This window comes from Paenibacillus zanthoxyli JH29 (genome assembly GCF_000520715.1).
Lineage (GTDB): Bacteria > Bacillota > Bacilli > Paenibacillales > Paenibacillaceae > Paenibacillus_AQ > Paenibacillus_AQ zanthoxyli.
Genome location: NZ_ASSD01000094.1, coordinates 1 through 16750, shown reverse-complemented (window position 1 = coordinate 16750; position 16750 = coordinate 1). Strand labels below are relative to the sequence as shown.

At 48.4% G+C, this 16750-nt stretch carries 17 protein-coding genes, 3 pseudogenes and 1 riboswitch; of the genes and pseudogenes, 13 read left to right on the top strand and 7 right to left on the bottom strand.

Features of this window, described 5'->3' with window-relative positions; all coding sequences use genetic code 11:
• The 4 genes and pseudogenes from L691_RS32465 to L691_RS33315 all read left to right on the top strand — a co-directional run.
• Positions 1–223: pseudogene (locus tag L691_RS32465) on the top strand (hypothetical protein); the annotation flags it as partial.
• Between the two features lie 343 nt (positions 224–566).
• Positions 567–1637 (top strand): outer membrane protein assembly factor BamB family protein, encoded by a 1071-nt coding sequence (locus tag L691_RS0103785; protein ID WP_025688872.1) that lies wholly within the window; start codon positions 567–569, stop codon positions 1635–1637.
• Positions 1638–1716: 79 nt separating this feature from the next.
• Positions 1717–1884: a hypothetical protein gene (locus L691_RS32460; RefSeq protein WP_198022970.1), complete on the top strand. Its 168-nt coding sequence runs from the start codon at positions 1717–1719 to the stop codon at positions 1882–1884.
• Between the two features lie 335 nt (positions 1885–2219).
• Positions 2220–2333: a hypothetical protein gene (locus L691_RS33315; RefSeq protein WP_232229085.1), complete on the top strand. Its 114-nt coding sequence runs from the start codon at positions 2220–2222 to the stop codon at positions 2331–2333.
• Positions 2334–2439: 106 nt separating this feature from the next.
• On the opposite strand, the gene L691_RS0103770 is transcribed toward L691_RS33315, so the two are convergent.
• The gene (locus tag L691_RS0103770; RefSeq protein ID WP_025688871.1) at positions 2440–3456 is read right to left on the bottom strand and encodes a ketoacyl-ACP synthase III; all 1017 of its coding nucleotides are present in this window, start codon (positions 3454–3456) and stop codon (positions 2440–2442) included.
• A gap of 229 nt (positions 3457–3685) precedes the next feature.
• On the opposite strand from L691_RS0103770, the gene L691_RS0103765 reads away from it, so the two are divergent.
• On the top strand, positions 3686–5110 hold the full coding sequence (locus tag L691_RS0103765; RefSeq protein ID WP_025688870.1) for a S8 family serine peptidase: 1425 nt from the start codon (positions 3686–3688) through the stop codon (positions 5108–5110).
• A 165-nt stretch (positions 5111–5275) separates the two neighbouring features.
• Positions 5276–5443, top strand: a complete 168-nt coding sequence (locus tag L691_RS32455; protein ID WP_198022969.1) for a hypothetical protein — start codon at positions 5276–5278, stop codon at positions 5441–5443.
• Between the two features lie 145 nt (positions 5444–5588).
• On the opposite strand, the gene L691_RS0103755 is transcribed toward L691_RS32455, so the two are convergent.
• On the bottom strand, positions 5589–6557 hold the full coding sequence (locus tag L691_RS0103755; protein ID WP_025688869.1) for a helix-turn-helix transcriptional regulator: 969 nt from the start codon (positions 6555–6557) through the stop codon (positions 5589–5591).
• 121 nt (positions 6558–6678) lie between these two features.
• Between L691_RS0103755 and L691_RS0103750 the strand changes: the two genes are divergently transcribed.
• Both L691_RS0103750 and thiC read left to right on the top strand, forming a co-directional pair.
• Positions 6679–7617, top strand: coding sequence for a Gfo/Idh/MocA family protein (locus tag L691_RS0103750; protein ID WP_025688867.1), 939 nt, complete (start codon positions 6679–6681; stop codon positions 7615–7617).
• Between the two features lie 42 nt (positions 7618–7659).
• A riboswitch (TPP riboswitch) is annotated at positions 7660–7771 on the top strand.
• A gap of 85 nt (positions 7772–7856) precedes the next feature.
• Positions 7857–9593 carry a phosphomethylpyrimidine synthase ThiC gene (thiC, locus tag L691_RS0103745; RefSeq protein WP_025688866.1) on the top strand — a complete coding sequence of 579 codons (1737 nt, stop codon included), beginning with the start codon at positions 7857–7859 and terminating at the stop codon, positions 9591–9593.
• 86 nt (positions 9594–9679) lie between these two features.
• Here thiC and L691_RS30495 read toward each other — a convergent pair whose 3' ends face one another.
• Complete coding sequence (locus L691_RS30495) at positions 9680–10066, bottom strand: hypothetical protein (protein ID WP_025688865.1); 387 nt, start codon at positions 10064–10066, stop codon at positions 9680–9682.
• Positions 10054–10362, bottom strand: a complete 309-nt coding sequence (locus L691_RS30490; protein ID WP_408634730.1) for a copper amine oxidase N-terminal domain-containing protein — start codon at positions 10360–10362, stop codon at positions 10054–10056. The genes L691_RS30495 and L691_RS30490 overlap by 13 nt, the downstream gene beginning before the upstream one ends.
• A 138-nt stretch (positions 10363–10500) precedes the next feature.
• On the opposite strand from L691_RS30490, the pseudogene L691_RS34170 reads away from it, so the two are divergent.
• Positions 10501–10647: pseudogene (locus tag L691_RS34170) on the top strand (hypothetical protein); the annotation flags it as partial.
• Between the two features lie 53 nt (positions 10648–10700).
• A pseudogene (locus L691_RS34165) lies at positions 10701–10825 on the top strand (IS3-like element ISDha6 family transposase); the annotation flags it as partial.
• A gap of 96 nt (positions 10826–10921) precedes the next feature.
• Here L691_RS34165 and L691_RS0103730 read toward each other — a convergent pair.
• The gene (locus L691_RS0103730; RefSeq protein WP_025688863.1) at positions 10922–11911 is read right to left on the bottom strand and encodes an oxidoreductase; all 990 of its coding nucleotides are present in this window, start codon (positions 11909–11911) and stop codon (positions 10922–10924) included.
• A 226-nt stretch (positions 11912–12137) separates the two neighbouring features.
• Here L691_RS0103730 and L691_RS0103725 point away from each other — a divergent pair, with 226 nt between their 5' ends.
• Complete coding sequence (locus L691_RS0103725; protein WP_025688862.1) at positions 12138–12509, top strand: MerR family transcriptional regulator; 372 nt, start codon at positions 12138–12140, stop codon at positions 12507–12509.
• A 36-nt stretch (positions 12510–12545) separates the two neighbouring features.
• On the opposite strand, the gene L691_RS0103720 is transcribed toward L691_RS0103725, so the two are convergent.
• Positions 12546–13364, bottom strand: a complete 819-nt coding sequence (locus tag L691_RS0103720) for an SDR family oxidoreductase (protein WP_025688861.1) — start codon at positions 13362–13364, stop codon at positions 12546–12548.
• A gap of 229 nt (positions 13365–13593) precedes the next feature.
• On the opposite strand from L691_RS0103720, the gene L691_RS31035 reads away from it, so the two are divergent.
• Positions 13594–13809, top strand: coding sequence for a tyrosine-type recombinase/integrase (locus L691_RS31035; RefSeq protein WP_084653797.1), 216 nt, complete (start codon positions 13594–13596; stop codon positions 13807–13809).
• 454 nt (positions 13810–14263) lie between these two features.
• On the opposite strand, the gene L691_RS0103715 is transcribed toward L691_RS31035, so the two are convergent.
• The gene (locus L691_RS0103715; RefSeq protein ID WP_025688860.1) at positions 14264–16054 is read right to left on the bottom strand and encodes an ABC transporter substrate-binding protein; all 1791 of its coding nucleotides are present in this window, start codon (positions 16052–16054) and stop codon (positions 14264–14266) included.
• Positions 16055–16181: 127 nt separating this feature from the next.
• On the opposite strand from L691_RS0103715, the gene L691_RS0103710 reads away from it, so the two are divergent.
• Positions 16182–16750, top strand: a 569-nt coding sequence (locus L691_RS0103710) for an MFS transporter (RefSeq protein ID WP_025688859.1), incomplete at its 3' end; no start/stop codon positions are given.

Sequence of the window (16750 nt, the reverse complement as noted above, 5' to 3'; positions counted from 1 at the left end):
GGGAATCCGGCTGCTCAAGGGCAGCCGATTCGGGGTAATCATCAGCTGGATTTCCTTTATCGCGACAGCGGCCGTCTTCCCGTTTACAGGCATGGCTATTGCTTATCCTTGCATCGTCATTGCTTTTTATTTGGGTTTTACTTTCTACAAGAAACGTAAGAGCCCGCTTAAGCTTCAAGCGGTCACGGCTAATCGTTCGGATCAACGGACTGAAGTTTCCTAAAATAAGGTTATTACAAAAACCACCGGCAGAGCATCGGATTCTGCCGGTGGTTTTTTTATTGGGATGAAGTATCTTCTTTAGGAGGTTCCGGATTGGCCGAATAATTCCGGGTCTGAATGACAAGCGTTAAATAAGCAGGATGCGGATTGATATCGGTCAGAGTGGAATAATCCGAAATTTTCAATGCCAAGGTTCGGATGCGGATGATTAACCCCATTCATTAGTTAACATAATAATTATTATGTTAACTAATTTTACTGAATGGCTTTATTTTCTAAATATAGCAACTTACTCAAAGCTTTAGGAGTCAAATACATAAAAGAATAACAAGGAGATGAAATTGTTGAAAAAGGCAGCTTATATTCTGAACACACTGCTCGCCGCAGCCCTGCTTACCACCGGTGACGGTCTTTACGGACACATCGCCGCAGCAGATGCCGTACATGGAAATATCTCTTCTGTTTCCGCCGCAGCCGACTCCGCAACTCCTGCGCTTAAGCCTCTTTGGCATGCACAAACGAACGAAAGCGGACTTTATGATAAGCAAGCGCCCGTGTCAAACAGCCTTGTATATTATGCCGCAAGCGGCAAGCTCATGGCGGCAGATCTCGCGACAGGCAAGGTGAAATGGGCCATCCCCGGAGGACAGTATCCCGAAGTAATAACCAACAGCTCCGTCTTTTACATTACAAGCGGCGGCAATCTGGTGTGTGCGTATGCCCGAAACGGGAAGATAACCTGGAAAGCAAAAGGGATCAATTCCTTTTCAGAGGTCGGAGCGCATGCCGAACTTGTAAACGGGACCTTGATTTATTTTAACGAAAACGGCGGACTCGCCGCCTACAATCCTTCTAACGGCAGGAAAAAATGGGAGAACAAAGCATTGCCCATGTACGCAAGCTCCCTGATCGGCCAATATGACGGCGTACTCATAGTATCCAGTACGGTCGATAATTACCGGACCCAATTTTTCGGCCTTGATCCCGCTACCGGCAAAAAACGCTGGAGAACCGAGGGCGTTTACTCCTTCCTCACCTACCGGAACGGACAGCTTATGATGCGCCGGCAGCCGAACCTTTCAACGGTTAGCGAAGGAATAGCTGCTCCCGGTTATTTGGTCACTTGCGTTCAACTGAATCCCCGAACCGGAAAGGTGACCCGAACGGAGAACTACACTCCTCTTCATGATATAAGTCGACTCGGCAACAGCTATACTGCCATTGTGGGCCCCTATCTCTATACCGCCGACGGCAATTTCGACAAAAACGAAGCCATCCTTCGCCGCTATACTTTAGGCCAAGACAGCAATGCCAAGCCTATCAGTTATGAACAGTATGGAAAATGGTTGTCCGGCCCAGAGAACAGCATGGCCTTCTTTTCACAGGGAACTGAATTGACCGGTGTCAAAAAGTAATCATAGTATAAGATCCTACGGCCGCTTTCCTGATCTCGTTGCCCGTGTTCAAGCCATAGGTAAGGGCGTGTTTGCCAGTTTGGACAACGGAGACATTTACTTGATCGAGGCGGCAACGGGTAAAAGGTTCGGACGTATCGTAACGAAAGCCACCGAGATCGGCAATGCATATGTGGCGAACGATGTGGTACTCATTCAGACGAACAAGGGATTATTTGCCGCCGCCCTTCCAAAACCGCTGAAATAGCCAAAAAATGGGGCAAATCCTCCTGTACTTCATCATCCACCAGAATAAAAATCGCTTAAATCAAAAACAGCGTATAATTTATGTTATACGCTGTTTTTTCGCGGCATAAATGACCGGTTTTTGATCACTGAAGATTTCAGGATAAATGCGTGTTAAAATGTCTAAAGGATTAAATAAGAATACCCGCTACCATACTTTGGGGAGGAATATGATTTGGAGAGACCTATGATAGGGGTTTTACCTTTGTATGATAAGGACAAAGAAAGCTACTGGATGCTGCCAGGTTATATGAAAGGGATTGAAGATGCTGGCGGAATCTAATAGAAGCTGTTATTATGCCGCAAAAGATGTTTATCTTAGCTGTTCAGTGGCATCCGGAATTCAACTACAAATTGGATGATTATAACTTTAGATTATTTGAGGAATTTGTAAAATCATGTAGGAAGTAAGGGGCCAAGCTATTAGCTAAACATGTTTCCGCTCGTCCCAAACCAACAGGTACCGACCTTTTCATAGAAGAATTCCGTACCTGTTTGTTTCATCTTTTGCAATTCTTTAGGAATTCAGAGTTTGTGGCTGTACCGTAACTTGTTCGTCTAATTTCAGCTGCAAAAGCTGCCCGGCATGGGTCAATCCTGCGCCAAAACCATACATAAGAATCCAATCCCCATTTTTCACTTTTCCATCGCGAATGCCAAGGTCAAAAGATAAAGGAATGGTCGCAGCCGAAGTATTCCCGAAATTGACCAAGCTGTACAGCGTCTTTTCTATCGGGTGTTCAATTTTTTCACAGATCGGCTCGATGATCCGCAAGTTGGCGCTATGAGGGATAAACCAGTCCACTTCGTCTATAGTCATTTCTGTTTTATTTAACAGTTCTTTGATCCCTCTAGGAATATTCCGGACCACCCATCGGTAAACTTCCCGGCCATTTTGCACAAGGCTTCTTGTATCGATCAATTCAATGCCGTTTGCTGTGTTCGCTAAATTGGGTCGATACACATGATGCGCCCCGCTCCCGTCACTTCCCATATGATATCCAATGAAGCTATTAAAATGGTCATCCCTTTCGACCAGTACGGCGCCGGCGCCATCACCAAATAAAATACAGGTGCTTCGATCGGTGTAATCCGTTATTTTGGACATGGTATCTGCGCCCATGACTAGTATTTTACTGTGAAGTCCAGATGAAATCATACTATGTGCCGTATGCAGAGCATATACAAAACCCGAACATGCCGCGCTTATATCCATTGCTCCCGTCTGAGCGATATGTAATCTATCCTGCACAAGGCTGGCAACCGATGGAAACGAAAAATCCGGCGTACTGGTTGCTACAATCACCATATCCACATCTTCAACCGTTTTATTGAATCTCTGAATCAAATTTTTTACGGCATCCACACATAAATCACTCGTAAATTCATCAGGATGGCTAATTCTGCGTTCTTCAATGCCCGTTCTTTGAATGATCCATTCATTATTCGTATCAACCATACGCTCCAAATCAAAATTGGTTAGTCTCTTTTCGGGCACATAAGTCCCAATAGCGGTTATTCTCGCCCCTGCCATATTTTCACCTCACATGAATTGATAACATGATACTAGTACCTGGTGCTAATTATAGTGTAAGATGCTGGAAAAAACAATATAATTTTATAGCCTGACTGCTCGACAGCCTGGAGGGAAAATCATAAAATACCAATTTATTTCAAATAACTAGAAGGATTTTAGATATTTGTATCTAATTATTATAAATAGAGTTATATGGAAGAAACTAATAGTAGAGGTGGTTTAGTACATGAAGAAAATTATTTTGTTGGCAGCTATCTTGGTCCTTATTCTCTCAGCAACTTTCAATTCAGTAAGTGCCGCACCCGCACCAGCCGAGGAAAGAGTCATCGTCTTGTTCAAAGACAAAATTGACAAGGACTTGATTGCAAGCAATGGAGGGAAAATCAACAGAGAACTAAGAAACTTACCGGCCATTTCCCTCAGTGTTCCTTCAGTCGCTTTACAAGGACTTTCCAGAAATCCGAATATTGAACTTATTGAGAAAGATTCAATAGTGAAGGTAGAAGGACAAGTTTCGGATTGGGGAATTGATGATGTAAAAGCTCCCGTTGCATGGAATTCCGGTTACACTGGAACGGGGGTGAAAATCGCTGTAGTTGATACAGGAATATCACTTAGCCATTCGGATCTTTCAGTAGCAGGAGGAGCTTCTTTTGTGTCCTATACAAATTCCTATAACGATGACAATGGTCACGGTACCCATGTATCTGGAATCATTGGCGCGCGAAATAATGATATTGGAGTCATTGGCGTAGCCCCTGATTCTGATCTGTACGCAGTGAAAGTGCTTGATTCCAGCGGAAGCGGCTATCTCTCGGATGTAATAGCGGGGATTGACTGGGCCATCACAAACCAAATGGATATTATCAATTTAAGCTTAGGAAGTCCAACCGATTCTCCTACATTGCATCAGGCAGTAGATAAGGCATATAACAACGGTACCTTGGTTGTTGCTGCCGCAGGAAACAGCGGTTTGATTAACGGTAACGGCGATACGGTTGAATATCCCGCAAAATACGATTCCGCTATTGCAGTAGCCGCAGTAGATTCATCTAATAATCGTGCCAGCTTTTCGTCGACGGGTCCAAAAGTTGAAGTGTCAGCACCGGGTGTTTCCATCTACTCCACGTATTTGAATAATGGTTATACAAGGTTGTCAGGTACATCAATGGCCACTCCTTATACTACGGGTATACTTGCCCTTCTAAAACAGCAGAATCCTGCTCTGACCAATATTGAACTTCGGGATAAGCTTGATCAGAACGTGGTGGATCTCGGGGCTGCGGGGCGTGATCCTCTTACAGGATACGGATTAATTCAGGCCCAAGCTCAGCCTCTTGAGTCTAACAAGACAGTCTTGAGTGTTACTACAGATAAAGATTTTTACTTAAAAGGAGAAACCGTTACTGTAGAAGCTACAGTTAAGGACTCCAATTTAAATGCTTTGAACAGGGCAACTGTAACCTTAACGATTACCTCTCCTAGCGGAAGCCAAACTAATGCAGTTCAGACCACCGATTCTAGCGGGGCAGTTGTATTCAATATAGCTACAAATAAAAGAACTAAGATAGGAACCTACAAAATTAATGTTCAATCATCCTTATCCGGTTACTCAAGCAGTAATGCAACCACGCAATATACTATAATCTAGTAACCAATTGATGCAAAAAGGCAGTGGAATTTTCCATTGCTTTTTTGTTTTGAATGAAGGCAATATCTCCACCATTTCCATCCCCCGCCCTGCCGAACCGGTTGCCGCCCGCCCGCATAGAATACTGTGAAATGAAGCAATATGCGCAAAGGTGGAATCTATGACATGTCCAAGAACAAGCGCGGCAAAGCGCTCTGGCGCATGCCTTCCCGCGGGAGGGGAACTTGCCCCCTGTGCGGCAGCACACGGATCAAACTATTATATACGGCCCAAGGACTTCAAGGCGAAAAATTGACGGTGTGCAAAAAATGTCAAGGCAAACAGGCGGAGTAGCATTCACACAGAGCCGTATCGGCATTAGGTTTATCTAGTCTCGTTGTGCAACAACCTCATGATGCGGTTGACTCGCGGGTTATCCACTTTTTATAAGAGACGGGTGACCCGTGTCCTCCTTGTCCCGAAAGCTGTATCCCCTCTTTCAATCCGCATAAAGAGTACGAAGCTCATCCAGCTTTCCTTTGATAAAATCTCTAAGCTCCTTCGGCGAAATGACCTCGGCGTAGCCGATCAGTTCCAAAATATCGCGGCAGGCCGCTTCATAACCATACATATTCACCGTAAGCAGAGCCGCATTCTGCTCCCAAGCCGTATGCAGAATCTCCAGCTTGTTCCGCAAATTCACGTATGGCTCTTTCACCCTGAGAATTACCGGATAAACCTCCCTCTCCTGCCGCGACCGCCTAAAAGACTTATTGCTCCCTTTCCAATAATGTTCCAATGCGAAATCTGCCGGAATTTCAAACTTTTCCTCTAATGGTTCTGCCGCTGAAATTCGCTCGCATTTAAACGTCCGGACTTCCTCCGCCTCTTCGCAGTAGGCAGCCAGATACCATTCCCCCTGCTTCACCACTAGCCCATAGGGCCGCACATTCCGAATTGACAACATTGACAACTCCCCTGCCGGTTTGCGGTAATGGATGGTCAGTTTATGCGATTTCCAAAGCGCGACACGAATGGTTTCCAGACAAGGAGCATCGGGGCGCTCGCGCCACCAAGGCGTATCGTCAAAATAAAACCGGGATTTAGCCTTAAGCAAATCCGGTTTGTACTCATCCGGCAGCGTTTTTTCGAGCTTCAGCAGCGCACTCCGGAGCTTATGACCGGATTCGGTTCCCGCGCCGGAGTAAATGCCGAGTCCCGTCAGATACAGGTGAACGACGTCGTCATTATGTAAGCTTTTTAGATCGACTGTATACCCTCCCACCAGCGAAAGACCGCCGGACGGCCCCGGAGTACTTGTAATCGGAACACCGGCTTCGGCCAGCGTATCCACATCACGGTAAATCGAACGGACGGAGGTTTCCAGCGCTTCCGCCAGCTCTTTTGCTTTCAGCTTACCCCTTGATTCCAGCAGCAATAATATCGCAACCAGCCGATAGAGCCTCATACATTCAACCCTCCTTTTGCAGCGGACAGAAAATTTCACAGACAACCTCAAATCGTTGCCATTCTGCTGTCAACAATACAAGTATATCATAGAGCCAGAACAATTGAAGGAGTTGGAGCTTATGAATGTAGCCGTACTCGGAACAGGATTTGGAGCGTATCATGTCAAGCTGCTGAAATCAATAGATCTGTGTGGACGGGTGGTCGTGTTCGGCAGGAACGATGCTAAGCTGGCGCAATTGGAGAAGCAGCTAAATGTAGAGATTGCCCGGAATATGGATGGAATTTTGCGCGATCCGGACATAGATGTCATCGACCTGTGCCTTCCGGCCTCTCTTCACTGCGAGGTTGCGGTCAAGGCGCTTGAGCATGGAAAGCATGTGTTCTGTGAAACGCCCGTATGCTGCTCGGTGGAAGAGGCTGCGGCCATGCTGGATGCAGAAAGAAGCTCCGGCAAAAGAGTCCTCGTTAACCGGTTTATCCATTTTGACCCGGCTTACGCCTATTTGCGCGAATCCTGCCAGAAGGGCACATACGGCAAGCTGCTGTCTCTCACTTTAAAAAGGGAAACGCCGCCGCTCTGGGGCGATCTCGGCTTAGAATCTCTCCACGTCAATCTGATGATTCATGAACTGGATTTTATTAGCGGGATCATGGATTATCCTGAGCTACTATCCGCCTGGGGAGCGGAATACGAGGATAAGCGGCAGTCATTGGTTCGGGCGGCATTCGGACGGGACGGCGCGATTGCGGAAATCGTCTCTTCCTCGGGAATGCCTGACGGATATCCCTTTACGGTAGGTTATGAAGCATATTTCGAGGCCGCCAAGCTGGTCTTTCATGAGAGCGACCGGGACGGCGCAGCAGATTCGGTCCTGATTGAGCATACCGCTTCCGGTGAACAGCGTCTTGTTCTGGGAGAGGTTAATCCTTACGCCAAAAGCCTTGAGCACGCGCTGAAAAGCTTCGAGCAGAAGAGTGATTCGATACTTGCTTTGGAGAATGCGGCCAAGTCTCTGGCAAACGCACTGGAAATTCGGCGGCAGATAAAACAAAAGTAGCTTGTGCTTTTCCAGCGATTAGGATATTCTGTAATAGACAACTTCATAGACTCGGGAGCTCGGAAACAGCCGGGCTGAGAGGATGGCCCTATGCCATCGACCGTAAAACCTGATCTGGGTAATGCCAGCGGAGGAAACGTCACAGGCTTTGTATGTTCAAAGACCGCTTCTTCGGATGCGGTCTTTTTTGCGTACCTGGCCTCCTCCGGCGCTACACACCATTAAGAGGAGGAATTGAAATGACAAGTCAAAGTCAAAAAGTGTATGTAGAGGGTTCGCGGGAGGATATTCGGGTGCCTATGCGCGAGATTACGCTGAGCGATACTACCGGGGTTGACGGCGTATCGGAAAATGCTCCCGTGCGGGTATACGACGCAAGCGGCCCTTATTCCGATACGCAGATGTGTACGGATATCCGGAAAGGACTCCCCCCGCTCCGCCGGAACTGGATTTTGGAACGAGGGGATATCGAGGAATACGAGGGCCGGAACGTAAAGCCGGAGGATAATGGACTAAGAAGCGAGGAACAGGATGTTTCCACAGAGATTTTTCCAGGATTAAGACGGCAGCCGCTGCGAGCCAAGAGCGGAGCCAATGTTACGCAAATGCACTATGCCCGTAAAGGGATCATCACGCCGGAGATGGAGTTCATTGCCATCCGTGAAAATGTCGATCCGGCGTTTGTCCGGGATGAAGTCGCCAGCGGCAGAGCCATTATTCCTTGTAATATCAATCATCCGGAAAGCGAGCCGATGATCATCGGCCGGAACTTCCTGGTCAAGATTAACGCCAATATCGGAAACTCCGCAGTCTCCTCCTCAATTGAAGAAGAAGTGGAGAAAATGCGCTGGGCGACCCATTGGGGATCGGATACGATTATGGATCTTTCGACAGGCCGCCATATTCACACGACTCGGGAATGGATTATCCGCAACTCCCCGGTGCCTGTCGGCACGGTGCCGCTGTATCAGGCGCTGGAAAAGGTCGGCGGCAAGGCGCATGAGCTGAGCTGGGAAATTTTCCACGATACGCTGATTGAGCAGGCGGAGCAGGGCGTCGACTATTTCACAATCCATGCGGGCGTGCTGCTGCGCTATGTCCCATTAACCGCAAAAAGGGTAACAGGCATTGTATCCCGGGGCGGCTCGATCATGGCGGCCTGGTGCCTCGCCCATCATCAGGAGAATTTCCTGTATACCCATTTTGAGGAAATCTGTGAAATCATGAAGACGTATGACATCGCATTCTCTCTTGGAGACGGCCTGCGGCCGGGTTCCATCGCCGATGCCAATGACGAAGCGCAGTTTGCCGAGCTGGACACCCTGGGCGAGCTGACCGAAATTGCCTGGAAGCATGATGTCCAGGTTATGATTGAAGGCCCAGGTCATGTGCCGATGCAGAAGATTAAGGAAAATGTCGACCGCCAAATGGAGGTTTGCAAGGAAGCTCCTTTTTACACGTTGGGGCCGCTCACGACAGATATTGCGCCGGGCTACGACCATATTACTTCCGCCATCGGCGCGGCGATGATCGGCTGGTTCGGCACCGCCATGCTCTGCTATGTGACGCCCAAAGAGCATCTGGGCCTCCCGAACAAGGACGATGTCCGTGAAGGCGTTATTGCCTATAAGATCGCGGCGCACGCGGCCGATCTGGCCAAAGGGCATCCCGGAGCCCAGGAGCGGGACGACGCGCTGTCCAAAGCCCGGTTCGAATTCCGCTGGAAGGATCAGTTCCAGCTGTCGCTCGATCCCGAGCGGGCGATTGAATATCACGACGAGACTTTGCCCGCGGAGGGCGCTAAGACAGCGCATTTCTGCTCCATGTGCGGACCGAAATTTTGCAGCATGAGTATCACGCAGGATATCCGGGAGTATGCCAAGCAGCATAATCTGGAGGACAGCGAAGCGATTGAGCGTGGAATGAAGGAGAAATCGCAGCAGTTTGCGGAGGCGGAGCACGGGTTGTATCGTTAATATTGATGTGAATCGGTAATAAATGAGGCGGCACTCTGAAGCAGAAAGCTTTGGACTGCCGCTGTTTTTATTGAATTTAGCTGTATTTAGAAACCTGAGCGGTCCAATAATCTTCCTTTTACAAGTAAATAATTTACTTTCTTCAATCTTCTGTTCAGCACTCTCTCTTCGATCATTCCATCTTTTTTGACAGCGGGTCTCTCACGGTCACGTTTCGGAAACTGAACCGAATCATCGGTGAGTAAATATGCTGCTACATCCTCTGCCCCTTTCGGAATATCTTTTCCCGTGACATTTTTCGATTTGATCACAAAGCTGTCATTCGCGGAATCATACGTATACGAGATCGGCATAAATGCATTGTTGTCTATGATTTTCCCCGGAGGCGTTGTCCTGGCTCCTCTCTCAAAATCCTCCAGTGTATATTTAATCATATCCGTCTGCATCAGTTTCTCGCCCGTCAGCGTATACATGTTTGATCCCAATTGCTCTGGATGCCCAAACGGTTGGCAAGCACGCTAATAGGGATGAACATCGAATTCTGATTCAATGCGGAATTCGTATCCAACTGGTCGGCGACTCCGTCAACCGTAACCATTTTAGACCCAATAGTGAAAATAACCGTCTTATCGTCCATGTTAATTGTAGCTGTTTTACTCTTGGCATCGTAGCCAACTTTCGCCCCGATCAGTTCGCTGATTGAGCGCAGAGGAATCATCATCCTATTATTCGAATCTATGTAAGGTGATTTTGGTACGGTGTAGAGCACATAATAATCGTTGATTTTCAGCAATACAGAGTAATCTTTAGGTGCAGTTTGGGCAGTTCCCGAATTATCACTTCCATATAATAGTGTCCCTCTTAATCGAGAAGTTGTGCTCCGTCCTCAACGTATCTCGCAGCGGATATTACAAATGGCGGTCCAGACCGGAACGCGAACGCGCCCGGCAGCACCGGGAATGGACAGAGAAGTGAAGCGGCGTATGCCCAGTCGAACGGACTCTACGGCAGTCCCAAGCTCACCTCGTACCTCAAACGCAGCGGCATTGTCATCTCCGAGCGCACCGTCTCCCGGATCATGAAGAAACAGGGTTTGCGTTCGCGTACCGTCAAAAATACAAGGCGACGACCAACTCTAGGTACTCGTTACCGGTTCAGGAGAATGTGTTGAACCGGAGTTTGAGGCCACGAAGCCAAATGAGAAATGGGTGACGGATATCACTTACGTCAGTAAGATTGTCCGTGTTAAGGAATACTGGTGAAGAGTGATGGAGAAGCAAGCAAAGGACCGTCAGGGTAAATTCGTTCCCTGACGGTTTTTCTTAAGATCAATCCACAGTAAACCGGATGTTAATCAGATCCTCGCTCAGTTTCCATAAACGAGCAGCCAATTCCGGATCGATCGCCCACGGACGAACACCATCCGGACGGGTGCTGTCGGCGGGAACGGCTTCCGCAATATCCACGTCTTCGCAATATACGCCGCCCAAGCCGTCAAGCTGCGGGCTGACCGCGCACCATACGCTCGTCGCCGCACCCTGTTCCACCGTCTTGAACACAGCATTTTGTTCGTTGGAAACGTAGCGTCCCTGCTCGTTTTTGATCGGCTTCGGGCCCCGCTCTTCTTCAGTCAGGTCCTGCCCAAGATTCGTTTCGGGGATTAATCCAGGATGGACTGAGAACGCCCGGACGTCATGTGCCTTGCCCCGTTTATCCATTTCCAAGGCATACAAGATGTTCGCGCTTTTGGACTGGGCGTAAGCTTTCCATTTGTCATACGTTTTCCGCTCGAAATTCGGATCGTCAAAATCGATACCCCCCAGTCGATGCGCTCTCGACGAAACCGAAACGATCCGCGCACCGGTTGCCCGTTTCAAAGCCGGCCAGAGCCTGGCGGTTAATTGAAAATGGCCGAGATGATTCGTGGATAGCTGTGATTCGTATCCTCGGTTGTCGCGCCGGAGAGGTGTCGCCATCACGCCAGCGCTATTGATAAGGATATGAAGCGGCCTGTCCGTAGCCAAAAAACGCTTGGCGAAACTGTCAATCGAGTCCGGATCCATCAAATCCATCGGTATCAATTCTGTGTTCGGGATATCCTTTAACGCGGCCGCACCTTTCTCCAAGCTTCGTACGGGGACAAGAACAGTCGCGTCGGCATTTGCTAGAACCCGCGTCGTCTCCAAACCGATCCCTGAATATCCACCGGTCACGATGGCAACCTTCCCCTTTAGACTTAGTCTTCCCAAGACTTCCTGCGCGGTTGTTTGAGAGCCGAAACCAGAATGGATCGGCGATTGAATAAATTGTTTACTCATTTAGCTCTCAATCCTTTCTTAGAAGATAGGTCTAGTCTATAATTTAAGGTAAACTTTAAATCAAATATAAAATCTTTTTTCGAGTTAAAAAGTGAAACTTGAATGAAATCATATAACGAGCTTGATCATTCAAGAGTAGAAGACGCAGACCCACGGTTTTCAACCCTATTTTTCTTTCAAAAGCCAAAGTGCGTAACAGTTATACCAGTATACGGAGGAATAAAGCATGGAATATACGATTAAGGACGTTGCAGTAAAATTTAACTTGGCTCCCCACACCTTGCGGTACTATGAACAGGAAGGCTTGTTGCCTCCCGTTCGCCGGTTAGAAAACGGGAGGCGGGTTTATAGCGAAACCGATCTGTTAAGAATAGAAATGCTCTGTTGTATGCGGGCCACAGGAATGTCCGTGGAAGCCATCAAACAATATAATGCTTTGAATCATCGAGGCGAAGACACGCTTCCGGAAAGGCGTCAAATTATCGCTAGCCAAAAGGCGATCGTCGAAACTCATATTCAGGAATATCAGGCTTTTCTTGAACTATTGAACAAGAAGCTGCAATATTATGATTCGTTGATCTCTGAGAAACGCCAGTAGGCTAAAACCGTGGAGCGGTTCCGGCTGAGTGGGGATTCACTGCTTCACTCTTTTCCTCATCATTTCGATGAATTCTTGATTGCCCAGTTTCTCCCGTGCTTCGACCAGCGGCTTCACAAGGCCGGGAATAACGTATCGAAGTTGGTCTTTTCCGTCCGTTGCAGCTTCATATACTACTTTGGCTACATCCGTCGAGTCTATTCCCCTATTGGTCGAAAGCGATGAGAAGAAACGATCCATCTCCTCCAAAAAGCTGCCGTAAGATTCGGGCAAGGCCAGAGTAGGCTTATTTTCTTCGGCCGCATCAGTAAAATTACTGTAGAAACCGCCCGGCTCGACCAATTTAACCGTAATGTTTTGCGAAGCCAGCTCATAGGACAGGGACTCGGTGAAGCCTTCAATCGCAAACTTGCTGCTGCTGTACACGGAAATCATCGGCAAGCCGATGATTCCCCCGCAAGAGCTGATATTAATAAGAGTCCCTCCTTGATGTTCTCTAAAATGAGGAATGATCGCACGGGTGACCTCCATCACACCGAATACGTTGGTTTCAAATTGTTTTCTGATTTGTTCGCGGGAAACGCCCTCAAACAAGCCATTTTGTCCGTATCCTGCATTGTTCACCAATGCGTCAATTTTTCCAAACCGTTTTATTCCTGCCTTAATCGCACTTGCAATGCTATCTTGGTCAAGCACATCCAGGCGGGTAACCAACACACCTTCCAATTGGTCTAACTCCGTCTCCTTCTCAGGTGAACGCATCGTTGCAACCACGTTCCAACCATTGGAGGCAAATAGCTTAGTGGCCTCTCGACCAAGTCCCGACGATGTTCCGGTAATAAGAATGGTTTTCAAGTGAATATTCTCTCCTTTATTTAAAAAAATTTTGTCCTCACTTGTATTGGACGTTCACATTATAGATCTTAAAGTGAACTTTAAGTCAAGGTTGTATGAGACATAAAAAATAAACCTTCAGAGGCACCGGGAAAAAAGAAACCGAGGTTATCCAGAAGGCCTGCTGTTATTAGCCGTCACAGATGGCAGCTATAATTGATCATCCGATAGCTTTTTCAGTAATTGAAGCATATGCTTTCTAGTTGCAACGGTTAAGAAGCATAATCTGCGGCGGATTCGTTTTCACAGTCTTCGGCTCAGTTGCCCTGGCTTGCTGCATGCAAACGGAGTCAGCATAAAGGAGATTCAGGAATGGTTAGGGCATAGCCATTGCTCCACGACTGCCAACATTTATGCTCATCTCGATTCCAGCTCAAAGATCATCGAGATCGCCCTTGACTGTTGATTTTACGGGAGTAATGCTCGTGATAATCAGCCGCGCCTATCTTTTCCGCGTCCTATCCATACAAAAGCGCGGTGAGTAAAAAGCAGCTGAAAAATAGCAAGATAGGTGCGGAAGACACGAGAAAAGCGAGGCGGGCAATCGCGGAAAAACCTTATGGCTCTAGGCTTCAAAGCCTTTTTGAACCTTCAAAAAATGGCTCGCCTAATACGGTGTTAGACGATGGTATTGCCTTCTTAACAATACAATATATACCAATATCCCTAGGAATCTTACTCAACTTGGAACTTTTAGAAATACGCTCAGTTAATTTCACCTCACCTATGCCTTTTTGCAATACTTTCGTATAACGTCTTATCCACGAAGTACGCATTTAAAACGTTTTATGAAGTATTCGAGAAATCATGGAACTAGCTGCCCGTCAGCATAACACCGCGCACGGTCTACTATTTTAAGTTTAACCCTGCACATTCTTCTCCCTCCCGCTCTTGACCCACAGCTTCGATATATCCAGAAACCCGAACGAGCCGGTATGCAGGCCGAGCAGGCTCTGGCTGAGCTTCGCTCTTTTGTTGAGATGGCAGCCGTGGAGCAGCCAGAAATTGTCCCGGGCAAGCTGTTCCGCTTGAAGCAGGCTGGCGGTGCGCTTCTGCGGAGGAAGCTGAAAGACATCTTCCAGTTCACGGTCCAATAAATCGGTATCCGCACAGTTCAACGATAGGTGAAGGTAGTTCTGTTCATTTTTATAGAAATTCATCATCCCCCACTCCCAGTCATCCTCCAGCACCTCTTCCGCAAGGAGTAAATCGGCTTCCAGAAGAACATGCTCCCGATCCCTGCTGTCGAGCGGATGCAGCACAAGGTTCAGCCAGACTGCGCGGCATCTTTCTTGCAGCCATTCGGCTTCCTGGCTTTCCTCCTTCTTGGGCGGATAGGCCAGTCTTAACGGCTCACCAGCATATCCCGCACGGCGCAGCAACTCCACGGCTTCGGTCAGATTTCTCTCCTCCACCCGCCGCTCTTTACTTACCCAAGGCAGGAAGCTGTCCGCAGGTATGTAGCGGCTTCTCCCGAGTTCACGAATCAGGGCGACCCGGTCATATACGATGCGCAGAGCCTCGCGGATCTCCTTCCGGTGATGGACCCCTTCCCGTCGCAAATTGAACACGATATACCGGCAGCCGAGCGCCGGGTAGTCGATGCTGCTGTTATATTGGTTCCAAGGCATAAGGCCGTCGCTATCCGTGCCGGAAAGCTCGTACTGCCGGTCATTGCCTGTCCTCTCGGGAAAAAACCAGATTTCCACCTTATCCAGCAGCGGCCGGATGGCGTAATAGTCGTCAAATGCCGTAAGTGTAAGCACATCTTCATTCAGGTTGGTTACACGGAAAGGGCCGGTACCGACCGGGGTTCCCGAGAAGCTGACGTCACTCGGAAGAATGGACATGTACAAACTTCCGGCTACATGTAAAAAGAACAGGTTCGGACGGCTCAGGCAAAAGCAAATCGTATAATCGCCTTCCGTTCTCACCCCTTCTATGTCCCGGTACTGCCACAGCGACGGGCTGTCAACCTGAAACAGCCTTTCCAATGTATATTTTACATCGCCGGCAGTTAATGCCCGGCCATGATGAAAACGAACCCCTTTTCGCAGGTAAAACGTCCAGCGGGTATAATCTTCATTGTGCTCCCACGTATGGGCAAGCCCCGGAAGGAAGCTGCCGCTTGCGGCTTCATAGCTCACCAGCGTATTGCAGACTTGTCCGATTATGTATGCTTCAAATGCCGTAAACACAAAGGCCGGGTCCAGCCTCTCCAAATGGCGGTTCCGCATCATGCGCAGCACGTCCTGTCCCGACGGCCTTTCCGGCTCGCTGTGAAAGCCCATCTGCCGGTTCAGCTCGGTCCACAGCTTTTCTCTAAGGAGATTGCTCACCTCGGGCGCTCCGATCAGCTCAATCGCTTCCTTCATTTTTCCTTTGGCTAGCAGCTCCTGAAAAGTCTCTTCCCATATTTCTTCCGTACTCCGCAAAAAAGTTAACAACGAAGTATGCCCTCTTCCCCTTCCAGCCTTCCACGAGATCAACTCCTTCTCCTCCAGCCGCCGCAGAATAAACTTGACGTTGCGGGGAGTGCAGGACAGCAGTTCGGACAATTGCTCAATCGTCACGCGAACCGGCTCCTCCGGTCTTCCGGGAGATTGCAGAGCAGTTGCCAACCGCATAAAATGGGCGTCGCTCAGTTCCACCTACCTCACTCCTTTAAAGGTGAAATCACTCCATGTAAGATTTCACTTTTCCTTCCCCTTTTTTGTATTACAATTATACCCATGTCCCCAGTCGGATGACAAGATACAACTTTGAAGGAGAAGCACTATGAAGCAAACATTACGCCATGTCCATCCCCTCGCATGGACCATCATTGTCGGGACGATGTTCGGTAGGCTGGTCACCTCGATGAGCATCCCCTTTCTTTCCATTTATTTGACCAAAGTACTGGGCGCATCGCCGACGCAGACTGGGTTGACCATAGCGGTCAGCTCGCTGGCCGGAGTCTCGATATCTTTCTATGGCGGCTACATCTCGGATATTATCGGGCGCAAAAAGGTGATGCTGGTGTCGATTTTCAGTTGGGCCTTAGTGTTCGTCGGCTTTGCTGTGGCTGGTCATCTGTGGGTGTTCCTGATTGTCAATACGCTTAACGGATTATGCCGCGCCGTCTTCGAGCCAACCTCAAGGGCGCTGCTGTCGGATATTACCCCCGCAGAGCATAAGCTGCTGGTCTTTAATCTGCGTTATGCCGCAATAAATCTGGGTGTCGTCTTCGGTCCGATCATCGGCCTGCAGCTTGGTTCGGCAAAGTCGACCTTTCCGTTCCTGATCGCCGCCATCGTCTATATCGCCTACGGACTCGTGCTCGTTCTGCAGTTCGCCCTGCATGGCAA

What these genes read in the sequence shown, in the direction of transcription:
- L691_RS33315 (WP_232229085.1), top strand. Translation starts at nt 2,220, where the DNA reads ATGCCGCAAAAGATGTTTATCTTAGCTGTTCAGTGGCATCCGGAATTC.
- L691_RS0103770 (WP_025688871.1), bottom strand. Translation starts at nt 3,456, where the DNA reads ATGGCAGGGGCGAGAATAACCGCTATTGGGACTTATGTGCCCGAAAAG.
- L691_RS0103765 (WP_025688870.1), top strand. Translation starts at nt 3,686, where the DNA reads ATGAAGAAAATTATTTTGTTGGCAGCTATCTTGGTCCTTATTCTCTCA.
- L691_RS32455 (WP_198022969.1), top strand. Translation starts at nt 5,276, where the DNA reads ATGTCCAAGAACAAGCGCGGCAAAGCGCTCTGGCGCATGCCTTCCCGC.
- L691_RS0103755 (WP_025688869.1), bottom strand. Translation starts at nt 6,557, where the DNA reads ATGAGGCTCTATCGGCTGGTTGCGATATTATTGCTGCTGGAATCAAGG.
- L691_RS0103750 (WP_025688867.1), top strand. Translation starts at nt 6,679, where the DNA reads ATGAATGTAGCCGTACTCGGAACAGGATTTGGAGCGTATCATGTCAAG.
- thiC (WP_025688866.1), top strand. Translation starts at nt 7,857, where the DNA reads ATGACAAGTCAAAGTCAAAAAGTGTATGTAGAGGGTTCGCGGGAGGAT.
- L691_RS30495 (WP_025688865.1), bottom strand. Translation starts at nt 10,066, where the DNA reads ATGTATACGCTGACGGGCGAGAAACTGATGCAGACGGATATGATTAAA.
- L691_RS0103730 (WP_025688863.1), bottom strand. Translation starts at nt 11,911, where the DNA reads ATGAGTAAACAATTTATTCAATCGCCGATCCATTCTGGTTTCGGCTCT.
- L691_RS0103725 (WP_025688862.1), top strand. Translation starts at nt 12,138, where the DNA reads ATGGAATATACGATTAAGGACGTTGCAGTAAAATTTAACTTGGCTCCC.